We start from the raw sequence: 10,911 nt of genomic DNA, 5'->3' as shown, positions 1-10,911 counted from the left end.
TGGGCAATGCCGCAGGCGCCTTGCCGCTGGTGCTTGGCCAGCGAACGGCCGAGGCAGCCATCGCCGATCCGCTGCTGGCGCACTATTGGTCACCACAACCGCAGCTTGAGTTGGGCAAAGCGCTACGGGGCAAGGCCACGTCGGCGCTGGATATCTCCGATGGCCTGCTGGCCGATTGCGGGCATATCGCCCTCGCGTCAAAGGTCGGCATTGAGGTCGTGAAGGACAAGTTGCCGTTGTCCAAAGCCCTGGTCGCCTTCCTCGGCCAATCGGGTGCCGAAGCCGCAGCCTTGAGCGGCGGTGACGATTATGTGCTGGCTTTCACGTTACCGTCCGTCGAGTTGCCGGCATTGCTGGCCGACGGCTGGCCCATCCATGTGGTCGGACGTGTAGTAACGGGGCATGGCGTCATGCTGCTGGATGCCGATGGACAAGACATCACCCCGCAAACCCGGGGCTACCAACATTTTCGGGAGACACCGTGACAGATCATCCCAAACAGGTCCCGGCGGAATTCGTACCGCCGTCGGTCTGGCGCAATCCATGGCATTTCCTGGCGTTCGGCTTCGGCTCGGGCACCCTGCCAAAAGCACCGGGCACCTGGGGGTCGTTGGTCGCGCTACCCTTTATCCCGCTATGGCAGATGCTGCCCGACTGGGGTTACTGGCTGATGCTGGGCATCACCATGCTGTTCGGCTTTTGGCTGTGCGGCAAGGTGGCCGACGATTTACGGGTACACGACCACGAAGGTATCGTCTGGGACGAGATGGTCGGCATGTGGATCACCCTGTGGCTGGTGCCCGAAGGCTGGTACTGGTTGCTCGCGGGGTTCCTGATGTTCCGGTTCTTCGACATCCTCAAGCCATGGCCGATTCGCTGGATCGACCGGCATGTGCACGGTGGCGTAGGGATCATGCTTGACGATGTATTGGCCGGTGTATTTGCCTGGCTGGGGATGCAAGGCCTGGTGTGGATTTTTGCTTGAGGGACTGATCAGGGGGACAAGGGATGGCTCGACGCGGTTTGGCGATGATTATTTTCGCACTGTTTTGCTCGCTGGTTCAGGCGGGCGAAACACCGACACCCTCTGTGATTCATCTGGCCAGCGAAGAATGGGAAGACTACACCGCCGCCGATGGTCACGGCCTGGCCTGGGACGTGTTGCGTGAAGTTTTCGAGCCCGCCGGCGTCAAACTGGACATCCGCTCCGAACCTTACACACGCTCTATCGGCCTGGCACAGCGCGGCGAAGTGGACGCTTGCGTCGGCGGTTATCGGGATGAAGTGAGCGAGCTGCTTTATCCGCGCTGGAATTACGATACCGACCACATCTACGCCCTGGGGCTGGCGAGTAACCCGGCGCCGACGCTGGAAACCTTGGGCAATTACCGGCTGGCCTGGGTTCGGGGTTACCAATACCAGGCTTACCTGCCCAACGTGCATCGGTACAACGAAGTCATCCGTCGTACCGGGATCCTGTCGATGCTCACCCACGACCGCGCGGACTACTACATCGACGCGCTGACCGAGGTGGACTATGTGGTCAGTCGGGCCAAGGATCCGTCGCAGTTCCGCCGGACACATATCGCGGAATTGCCGCTTTACCTCTGTTTCGCCAATACACCTCAGGCGCGCTCCTTGATGGCGCTGTTCGATCGACGCATGGACGATTTGGTCAAAAGCGGTCAGCTGAAACCGATCTTCGAACGCTGGAAACAACCCTATCCATTCAACTCGAATTAACGAGAACCCTGTAGCAGCTGGCGAAGCCTGCGTTCGGCGGCGCAGCCGTCGTTAATTCATACCACGCGGAGGGTCAGACTGACCGAGTCGTCAGGTTTTACGACGGCTGCGCCGCCGAACGCAGGCTTCGCCAGCTGCTACAAGGTGGGCGTTGCACAGGTCGCGGGCCTTTGAGATCAAACATTTTGATTGTTATGCCCCATAATTCAGCCTAAGCGTCTGCTGGAACCTGCTGTTACAATGCCGCGTCTGCGAATCTCCAGTACCTTTAGATCAGGAGCACACCGGTGCCTGTCGTTTTTGTCGCCGCTTCCAAGCTGCCAACGCCTTTTGCGCAATTCACCATGCACGGCTTTCTCGATGAGGAAAACGGCCGCGAGCACGTCGTGCTGAGTCTGGGTGAGTTCGACGATGGTGCCCCGGTACTCGGCCGGCTGCACTCTGAATGCCTGACGGGCGATGCCTTGTTCAGCCAGCGTTGCGACTGCGGTTCGCAGCTTGAGGCGGCGTTGCAAGCCATCGCCCGTGAAGGCCGTGGCGTATTGCTCTACTTGCGTCAGGAGGGCCGTGGTATTGGCCTGCTGAACAAGATCCGCGCCTACGAGTTGCAGGACGGCGGTGCCGATACTGTTGAAGCCAACGAACGCCTGGGCTTTGCCGCCGACCAGCGTGATTACGCCATGTGCCTGCCGATGCTTGAGCATCTGGGCGTGAAGTCCCTGCGACTGATGACGAACAACCCACGCAAGGTCAAAGCCTTGACCGACATGGGCATCGTGGTCGCCGAGCGCGTGCCGCTGCACACCGGGCACAACCCGCACAACAAACTTTACCTGGCTACCAAGGCCAGCAAGCTCGACCACATGATGGGCAACGAGCATCAGGGCGAGGTGGGTCGGGCGTGACGCGCGGTCAGGTCCGGCGGCGACTGTCCGTCAACTGGTGGCAATACCTGGCGCTGGCCTTGTTGCCACTGTTCGTGATCAACGGCGTCTTCGGTCAAAGCGAGGCGATCCTGCCGGTGCTGGCAATGCCGATGTTCATTGCCGGTGTTGCCTCGATGTTTGTCAGCCTGAAATTTTTTGGTGGCTACAAGCACGGGCTGATCGCCACCCAGAAAGCCCTGGATACGCCTGAAGAGCCCGCCGCCTGGATTGCATTGGCCGCCAAGCGTCGTGTGGCGTTCCTGGCTGCATCGTTGCCCGCCTGGATCGGTGCCCTGGCGGTTTTCGTCGGTCTGGAAGCCGTGCCGCTGATGTTGCTGGCGCTGTCGACGATGGTGCTGTTCTACCTTTACCGTATTCCGCGTCAACTCGGCTGATGCTGCGTCATTGGCTGGCGGTTGTGTTGCTGGCCGTCAGTGGCTCAGCTATTGCGGTAGAGCGGGTTGTCAGCCTTGCCCCATCCCTCTCGGAAATCGTCGTTGAACTGCATTCGGCCGACCTGCTGGTAGGCGTGCTGGATGCCGGCGAGCGTCCTGTCGAGATCGCGAACCTTGCTTCCGTAGGTCGCTACGGCCAGTTGGACATGGAGCGCCTGCTCAGTCTGAAACCTGACTTGCTGCTGCTCTGGCCCGGCAGCGTCGGCCCGGCGCAACGTGAACAGCTTGCGCGGTTGAACATCCCCACTTACGTAGCCGAACCCCATAACCTGGAGCAACTCACTCGGCAGATCGAGGCGATTGCCACACAACTTGGGCGACCCGAACGGGGCGTGGTGTTGGCAGCGAACCTGCGCCAGCGACTGGACTCCTTGCGTCAGCGCTACCGGCGGGATGAGCCGTTAAGAGTTTTTTATCAGGTATGGGATCGGCCGCTGTATACGGTCGGTGGCGGGCAGGTCATCAGCGATGCGCTGCAAGTGTGCGGGGCACGCAATGTGTTTGCCGACCTGGCGCTACCTGCACCTCAGGTCAGCGTCGAGGCGGTCCTGCAGCGAAATCCCGACGTGATCCTGGCCAGTGATCAGGCGCAACTCGATGTGTGGAAAGCCTGGCCACAAGTGACCGCCGTGGCGCACGGGCAGTTGCTCCTTGTGATGGATAAAGGCCTGGAGCGGCCGAGCGGGCAGATGATCGAAGCGACTGCAAAGCTGTGTAAGCTGATTGCGCCTGATCGCTGACCTGTGGCGAGGGGATTTATCCCCGTTCGGCTGCGAAGCAGTCGTGTTCCATCGAGCGCGGTGTACATGAAACTTATAGGTTGCCGGTAAATTGGGGCCGCTTCGCAGCCCAACGGGGATAAATCCCCTCACCACAGGGGGTGTTACTTTTCAGATTTCCGGCGTCCAGGTCACCCCAAACATCCACGCCCGACCTTCCTCGTGATACCCATACTGACTGCCGTCATAGCTGTACAGCGCACGTCTGTACCCCTTGTCCAGCAGGTTATCCACCTTCAGCTCCAGCTGGATCTCGCGATTCAATGCCCAACTGCTGCGCAACCCTACCAACGCATATCCTCCCAGCGGCTGCAGGTTGTTTTCATCGTCATAGCTGCTGCTCACCGCCTGCCAGCTCGCGCCAAGACCCAGCCGATCAAACTGCCGATCCAGATCCAGGCTCAAGGTGCGCCGCGCCCGACGGGCGAGGGTGTGCCCGCTGTCTCGATCCCGTGGGTCGATGATCGCCACGCCGAGGTTGCTCTGCCAGCCGAACAACTCCTGCTTCAATGCCGCCTCGAAACCGTTGATGCGTGCCGAGGCGACGTTTTGCGGTCGTGTGTTGCTGCCGAAAATAATCGCGTCTTCAAGGTCCGTGCGATACAACGAAGCTTCCAGGCGACTGGTCTCGGTCAACTGACTACGCCATTGCAGTTCGTAACTCTTCGAGGTTTCCGGCTTGAGATCGGGGTTGCTGAAATCCGGGTAATACAGGTCGTTGAAGGTCGGCGCGCGGAAGCCTTCGCTGTAGGTCAACAGCACATCGTTGTCCGGGTTCAGCGGCAGGGTGAGCGTGCCGCTCCAGCTGTTCTGGCCGCCGAATTGCTGGTTCTGGTCGCGGCGCAGTCCCAGTTCCGTCGAGAAACTGTCCGCCTGATAGCGATGCTGGATAAACGCCGCGCGGTTCCAGCGACTGTCTTCGTCGAACGGCGTGCTGCTGTTGATGCGGTCTTCGTACCAGTCGCCGCCAAGGATCAGACTGTTGCGATCGTCGAGCGTCAGGTCGTTCTGCCAGTTCACCGAATCGCGGTAGGTGTTGAACACGCTGCGTTCATCGCTGAGTTTATCGAGGGTCTTTTCGCGGTTTTCGCTGTGGCCGAACTCGATGCGGGTTTTCCACAGGTCATTAACCCGAGCGTCCACGTAGCTGCTGATGCTGCTCACGGCAAAATCGCTGTAGGGCTGCTGCTGGACTGACTCGAACGTGTCCAAGTCGAAGCGGCCGAACGGATTGTCAAACTCACTTTTTCCACGGTTATCCAGCACGTTGGCGCCAATTTCGATGTCATCGGTGAGGGCGTGACTCAGGCTCAAACTGACCGATTTATTGCGGTACTCATCGTGGTCGCCGTCGCTGGGATACGACTCGTGGGTGCGATTGATCCCGGCCGTTTCATCGAGGCTGGCCCCAAGATTGAAGCGGGTTTTCTCATCGCCGCCGGACAGTCCGAGGCTGCGCTCCCAGGTCTGGTTGCTGCCAAAACCAACGTGCAGGCGCGGTTGCAGGCCCGATTCGGTGCCCCGGCGGGTGAAAATCTGAATCACCCCGCCAATCGCATCGCTGCCATAAATCACCGAGCGGGAGCCGCGCAGTACTTCCACGCGCTCGACCTGTTCGATATTGATGTGCTGCAGGTTACTGTCGCCGGAGGTCGAGTTGCCGATGCGTTGGCCGTCCACCAGTACCAGGCTCTGCGCCGATTTGGTGCCGCGGAGGTAAATCCCCGGCAGGCTGCCGCGCCCGCCGGTTTGCCCGACTTGCACACCCGGCACGCGACGCAGCAAGTCCATAACGCTGTTCGGTTGCAGGCGGTCGATGTCTTCGCGGGTGAACACGGTGTTGGCGGCGCTGCTGTCGTTACGGGCCTCGACCTGGCGATTGGCGCTGATCAGCACATCAGGCAGCTTAAGGGCCTGGTCGCGTTCGAAGGTATCGGCCAAGAGTTGACCGGCCGGCAGCAGCGTCAGCGTCAGAGCGAGGCGGGAAAGTTTCATAGGTAATCCGTTGGTATTTTTCGATGCGCGCAAATCAAATGTGGGAGCGAGCCTGCTCGCGATGACGGTGTGTCAGTCAACATTTGAGTCGACTGACAGTCCGCCATCGCGAGCAGGCTCGCTCCCACAGGGTGTTGCATGTATCCAGAGATTCAGATGTTCAGCAGCGCCAGGCGCTGACGCACCGAAGCCTCGATCCCGGCCTCATCCAGCCCACACTCAGCCAGCATCTGCGCCGGCTTCGCGTGCTCGACGTAGATGTCCGGCAAGCCAAGGTGCAGCATCGACTTGAGGATATTCTCGCGCGCCAGGAATTCGCTGACCGCACCACCGGCGCCGCCCATGATCGCGTTCTCTTCGATGGTCACCAGCAACTCGTGACTGCCGGCGATCTCGCGGACCAGTGCTTCATCCAATGGCTTGACGAAACGCATGTCGACCACGGTGGCGTCCAGCGTCTCGGCAACTTTCAACGCTTCGGCCAGTTGTACGCCGAATACCAGCAAGGCGACTTTGCTGCCTTGGCGGCGAACAATGCCTTTGCCGATTTCAATCGGTTCGAGGTCTTTTTCGATGGTGGCATTCGGACCGTTGCCGCGCGGATAACGCACGGCTGCCGGACCGTTGTACAGGTGGCCGGTGCTGAGCATCTTGCGCAGCTCGTTCTCGTCGCTCGGGGTCATGACCAGCATGCCGGGGATGCAACGCAGGAACGACAGATCGAAACTGCCCGCATGGGTCGGACCGTCTTCGCCCACCAGGCCGGCACGGTCGATGGCGAACAATACGTCGAGGTTTTGCACCGCGACGTCATGAATCAGCTGGTCGTAGCCCCGTTGCAGGAACGTCGAGTAGATCGCCACGACGGGCTTGGCGCCTTCGCACGCCATGCCGGCGGCCAGGGTCACGGCGTGTTGTTCGGCAATCGCCACATCGAAATAGCGCAGCGGGAAGCGTTCGCTGAACGCCACCAGGTCGGAACCTTCCTTCATGGCCGGTGTGATGCCGACCAGACGCGGATCGGCAGCGGCCATGTCGCACAGCCATTCACCAAAAACGCCTGAGTACTTCGGTCCGCCGGCTTTCTTCGGCGCAGCGGCCGGGGCATCGACCGGTTCGAGTTTGGTGATGGCGTGGTAACCGATCGGATCGACTTCCGCCGGGGCGAAGCCTTTGCCTTTTTTGGTGACGACGTGCAGAAACTGCGGGCCTTTCAGATCGCGCATGTTGCGAAGGGTGGCGATCAGGGTCGGCAGGTCGTGGCCATCGATCGGGCCGATGTAGTTCCAGCCCAGTTCTTCGAACAGCGTGCCGGGAACCAGCATGCCTTTGGCATATTCCTCGGTACGGCGGGCGATTTCCCAGGCGCCCGGCAGGCGCGACAGGACCTTTTTGCTGCCCTCGCGCATGCTGGCGTAGGTGCGGCTGGAAAGGATTTTCGCCAGGTAATTCGACAGTCCGCCGACATTGCGCGAGATCGACATGTCGTTGTCGTTGAGGATCACCAGCATGTCGGCGTTCACTTCCGGCGCATGGTTCAGCGCCTCGAACGCCATACCCGCGGTCAACGCGCCGTCGCCGATCACGGCGATCGCCTTGCGATCACTGTTCTGCAGGCGGGCGGCAATGGCCATGCCCAGCGCTGCGCTGATCGAGGTGCTGGAATGGCCGACGCCAAAGGTGTCGTACTCGCTCTCGGAACGACGCGGAAAAGCAGCGACGCCGTCCTTCTGGCGCAGGGTGCCCATGCGCTCGCGACGGCCGGTGAGGATTTTGTGCGGATAAGCCTGATGACCCACGTCCCACACCAGCCGGTCATCCGGGGTGTCGAAAACGTAATGCAACGCGATAGTCAGCTCGATGACACCCAGGCCGGCACCGAAATGCCCGCCGGTCTGACCGACCGTATAGAGCAATTCCAGGCGCAACTCATCAGCCAGGGTTTCCAGCTCGGCTTCGCCTAACCGGCGCAGGCCGTCCGGCGTGTTGGCACGGTCGAGCAGGGGCGTGGTCGGGCGCTTGCGGGGAATCTCATGAAACGTCGTGGGCATCAGGCGAATCGTTATAGGTATAAAAGATGCGGCAGTTTACCTGATGCATCGCCCCCTGCCCACGCGTTGGTTTTAACTTGGTGGATACGCCTTCAGCTGCGCCGCTCGACGATATAGCGCGCCAGGTCGCGTAACGGCTCTGCATCCGCGTCAAACGGTCGCAGTGCGTGCAGCGCCTGATCGCGCAATTCCAGGGCGTAGGCCTTGGCTGCATCGAGGCCCAGCAGGGCCGGGTAGGTCGGCTTGTCGCGGGCGATGTCCGCTCCCTGGCGTTTGCCCAGGGTTTCGGTATCGCTTTCGACGTCGAGAATGTCGTCCTGAACCTGAAAAGCCAGGCCGATGGCCTGTGCATAAGTCTGCAAGGACTTCAGTTCGCTCTTCTCGGCACGGCCGCTGGCCAGGGCGCCGAGTTTGACGCTGGCCTCGATCAATGCCCCGGTTTTGTGCCGATGCATATATTCGAGGGCCTTCTGATCGAGCTTCAGGCCTACCGAACCGAGGTCAATGGCTTGCCCGCCGACCATGCCCTCGGGACCGGCTGCCAATGCCAGGGCGCTGACCATTTGCAGGCGGATCTCGGCATCGAGCGTGCTCAAACGCGGGTCGAGCAGGGCGCTGAAGGCCAGGCTCTGCAAACCGTCACCGGCAAGGATCGCGCACGCTTCGTCGAATTTTTTGTGGGTCGTCGGCTGGCCGCGACGCAGATCGTCGTCGTCCATGGCCGGCAAATCGTCGTGAACCAGGGAATAAGCGTGAATCAGTTCGACCGCACAGGCTGCGCCATTGGCTTGTTCTGCCGGACCTCCCAATGCTTCGCACGCGGCATAGGCCAGCAGCGGGCGAACGCGTTTGCCGCCATTCATCACGCTGTAGCGCATCGCTTCGTAAAGGCGTGCAAGCTCAGGGCTCGGCGCGTTGAACAGGAGTTCCAGTGCTGCGTTGACCCGAGCCTGGCTGGTCGCCGAATACGCTGCAATCATTCTGGTTGTTCCGCGTCGAAGGGTTCCTCGGCGAGCTCGCCATCGCGCTCGAGCAGCACTTGAACCTTTTGTTCAGCCTGGGCCAGCGCTGCCTGGCAATCGCGGGTCAGACCGATGCCTTGCTCGAAAGCCGTCAGCGAGTCTTCCAGCGACAACTCGCCGTTCTCCAGTCGCTCTACCAGCGTTTGCAGGTCAGCGAGGGATTGTTCGAAATCCAGTGCAGCTTTTTTGCGGGCCATGGCGGCTATTTCCGGTTGACGTTAAACCGGCGCGACACTAGCAGACATGGGGGTTATGGGCAAATGAGCAGGGTAGTTTGAGCCTCCGTCCCACGCTGAAAACGACCCTGTGGCGAGGGCGTTTACTCCCGCTGGGTCGCGTAGCGGCCCCAAAACCATCCAACTGACTTTCTCAGGAGTACCGCAGTAATTAATTTACGCCTGCTGCGCAGCCGAGCGGGAGCGAGCCCTCTCGCCACAGGTTGTCTGTCGCTCAAACATCATCGGGATAATTTATCTTGTATCGAGTATTGCGCCCGCCACCCGGGAGCCGTTTCAAATAACCCCTCTCCAGTAAGTCGGTGAGATGACGAGTTGCAGTCGCTTTGGACACCTTCGAAACAGCCTGATATTGAGCTGCGCTGATTCCATCCTCGAAACCTCGCTCCCCACCATCCAGCAAGCGGTTCAATACCTTGATCTGCTCGGCCGACAGCCCGGACTCCCGATGCGCCTGCCAGAAGCGCGATTTGGCCAGCACCGATTCGATTCGGGCGATGGCCTGCTGCAGGCTACGCAGCAGGGTCTGTAGAAACCACTCCAGCCACTCGGTGATGTCCGATGTGGCTTTCTGACTGTTTTCCAGTACGCGGTAATAGCCGGAGCGATCTTCAAGGATGCTCGCTGACATGGCGTAAAAACGAATGGCTTGGGCTTCGCCCTGTGCTAATGCCAGGTCAGTGATGGTTCGCGTCAGTCGGCCATTGCCGTCGTCGAAGGGATGCAGTGTCACGAACCAGAAATGCGCAATACCGGCTCGTAGCAACGGATCGAGGTCCGTCTGGGTTCGACTGACTTCAAACCAATCCAGAAAGGTATCGAGCTGCAGCTCCAGCCCCAGACGGGGCGGTGCTTCGAAGTGAATAGTCGGTCGGTCGAGTCGTCCGGACACGACTTGCATCGGTTCATCACCGCGTAATGTGCCAACACGGATCCCGCGCGGCACAAATTCCATAGCCTGGTCCGGAAACAGCCACCCATGCCATTTCAGCAAGCGCTCCATTGTCAGGTGTTCCGCAAAGCTCTGCGTGGCGTCGAGCATCAGCTGCGCCAGCCCTTCGCTGCGTTGGCTGACACGATCACCCTCGATCTGCTCCAGCCCCAATCGCCGCGCCAGGGACGATCGCACCGAGCCGACATTCAGCTGTTCACCTTCAATGGCGGATGACGTAACGATGTTCTGCAGCAACGCATCCAGCTCACTTTGCGCGCTCAGCGAACTGCCCACCGAGCTGGACATACCCATCAACCGTCCTTGGGCCTGAATACACTCACGCAGCAAAGGCGACAGGTGTTCGGCTTTCCAGTTGAAATTCGGCCAATCAGGCTGCTGCCAGATCCATTGAGGTGCCATGAGGTCACTTCTCTTAAGGAGATGAGCCGAATACAAAATTATTCGGCTCATGCGGTGAGCCGAATATGACGCCTAATCGGCTCATCGTCCAGTCACGAGCGTGACCCGCGCCGCAAATCAACAGGCATCCGATTGTTAAAAAACCATCACATCGCTAACCTCCACCCAATAACGACCCGTCAGTCACGGGTCACTCTGACGAAACACAGTTTTTATCTGTTACGCGCCGAGGATCAGGCGCAAGGTTTCGTTGTGCATGGCAGGAGGCGTTACATGCGTTCCTTTCTTTTACTGCTGATCGCCTGGCTCGGCGCGACCGCCGCCAGCGCCGAGCCGACGGCCGAGTTGTC

Annotated in this window: 10 protein-coding genes and 1 pseudogene; 6 read left to right on the top strand and 5 right to left on the bottom strand. The window is 60.2% G+C overall.

Features of this window, described 5'->3' with window-relative positions; translation table 11 throughout:
• The 6 genes and pseudogenes from GBC55_RS28900 to GBC55_RS28875 all read left to right on the top strand — a co-directional run.
• Positions 1–485: pseudogene (locus GBC55_RS28900) on the top strand (thiamine-phosphate kinase); the annotation flags it as partial.
• The gene (locus GBC55_RS28895; protein ID WP_056743666.1) at positions 482–985 is read left to right on the top strand and encodes a phosphatidylglycerophosphatase A; all 504 of its coding nucleotides are present in this window, start codon (positions 482–484) and stop codon (positions 983–985) included. The pseudogene GBC55_RS28900 and the gene GBC55_RS28895, both read left to right, overlap by 4 nt.
• A gap of 23 nt (positions 986–1,008) precedes the next feature.
• Entirely contained in the window at positions 1,009–1,743 is a 735-nt protein-coding gene (locus GBC55_RS28890) for a transporter substrate-binding domain-containing protein (RefSeq protein WP_162441028.1), read from the top strand.
• Between the two features lie 287 nt (positions 1,744–2,030).
• Positions 2,031–2,648, top strand: coding sequence for a GTP cyclohydrolase II (ribA, locus tag GBC55_RS28885; RefSeq protein ID WP_162441029.1), 618 nt, complete (start codon positions 2,031–2,033; stop codon positions 2,646–2,648).
• Positions 2,645–3,064 carry an MFS transporter gene (locus tag GBC55_RS28880; RefSeq protein ID WP_162441030.1) on the top strand — a complete coding sequence of 140 codons (420 nt, stop codon included), beginning with the start codon at positions 2,645–2,647 and terminating at the stop codon, positions 3,062–3,064. The genes ribA and GBC55_RS28880 overlap by 4 nt, the downstream gene beginning before the upstream one ends.
• The gene (locus GBC55_RS28875; RefSeq protein WP_162441031.1) at positions 3,064–3,864 is read left to right on the top strand and encodes a cobalamin-binding protein; all 801 of its coding nucleotides are present in this window, start codon (positions 3,064–3,066) and stop codon (positions 3,862–3,864) included. The genes GBC55_RS28880 and GBC55_RS28875 overlap by 1 nt, the downstream gene beginning before the upstream one ends.
• 150 nt (positions 3,865–4,014) lie before the next feature.
• On the opposite strand, the gene GBC55_RS28870 is transcribed toward GBC55_RS28875, so the two are convergent.
• The 5 genes from GBC55_RS28870 to GBC55_RS28850 all read right to left on the bottom strand — a co-directional run bounded on the left by GBC55_RS28870 (position 4,015) and on the right by GBC55_RS28850 (position 10,561).
• Positions 4,015–5,898 carry a TonB-dependent receptor gene (locus GBC55_RS28870; RefSeq protein ID WP_162441032.1) on the bottom strand — a complete coding sequence of 628 codons (1,884 nt, stop codon included), beginning with the start codon at positions 5,896–5,898 and terminating at the stop codon, positions 4,015–4,017.
• Between the two features lie 152 nt (positions 5,899–6,050).
• Entirely contained in the window at positions 6,051–7,949 is a 1,899-nt protein-coding gene (dxs, locus tag GBC55_RS28865) for a 1-deoxy-D-xylulose-5-phosphate synthase (protein ID WP_162441033.1), read from the bottom strand.
• A gap of 92 nt (positions 7,950–8,041) precedes the next feature.
• Complete coding sequence (gene ispA / locus GBC55_RS28860; protein WP_162441034.1) at positions 8,042–8,929, bottom strand: (2E,6E)-farnesyl diphosphate synthase; 888 nt, start codon at positions 8,927–8,929, stop codon at positions 8,042–8,044.
• Complete coding sequence (locus GBC55_RS28855) at positions 8,926–9,168, bottom strand: exodeoxyribonuclease VII small subunit (protein ID WP_003228627.1); 243 nt, start codon at positions 9,166–9,168, stop codon at positions 8,926–8,928. The genes ispA and GBC55_RS28855 overlap by 4 nt, the downstream gene beginning before the upstream one ends.
• Before the next feature lie 253 nt (positions 9,169–9,421).
• The gene (locus GBC55_RS28850; RefSeq protein ID WP_162441035.1) at positions 9,422–10,561 is read right to left on the bottom strand and encodes a Fic family protein; all 1,140 of its coding nucleotides are present in this window, start codon (positions 10,559–10,561) and stop codon (positions 9,422–9,424) included.
• Positions 10,562–10,911 lie beyond the last annotated feature (350 nt).

The sequence above is a fragment of the Pseudomonas sp. TNT3 genome (genome assembly GCF_010095445.2).
GTDB lineage: Bacteria > Pseudomonadota > Gammaproteobacteria > Pseudomonadales > Pseudomonadaceae > Aquipseudomonas.
This window is presented reverse-complemented; position numbering and strand designations above follow the sequence as displayed.

Coding starts and splice junctions, on each gene's coding strand:
- GBC55_RS28890 (WP_162441028.1), top strand. CDS start 1,009: ATGGCTCGACGCGGTTTGGCGATGATTATTTTCGCACTGTTTTGCTCG.
- GBC55_RS28875 (WP_162441031.1), top strand. CDS start 3,064: ATGCTGCGTCATTGGCTGGCGGTTGTGTTGCTGGCCGTCAGTGGCTCA.
- GBC55_RS28870 (WP_162441032.1), bottom strand. CDS start 5,898: ATGAAACTTTCCCGCCTCGCTCTGACGCTGACGCTGCTGCCGGCCGGT.
- dxs (WP_162441033.1), bottom strand. CDS start 7,949: ATGCCCACGACGTTTCATGAGATTCCCCGCAAGCGCCCGACCACGCCC.
- ispA (WP_162441034.1), bottom strand. CDS start 8,929: ATGATTGCAGCGTATTCGGCGACCAGCCAGGCTCGGGTCAACGCAGCA.
- GBC55_RS28855 (WP_003228627.1), bottom strand. CDS start 9,168: ATGGCCCGCAAAAAAGCTGCACTGGATTTCGAACAATCCCTCGCTGAC.
- GBC55_RS28850 (WP_162441035.1), bottom strand. CDS start 10,561: ATGGCACCTCAATGGATCTGGCAGCAGCCTGATTGGCCGAATTTCAAC.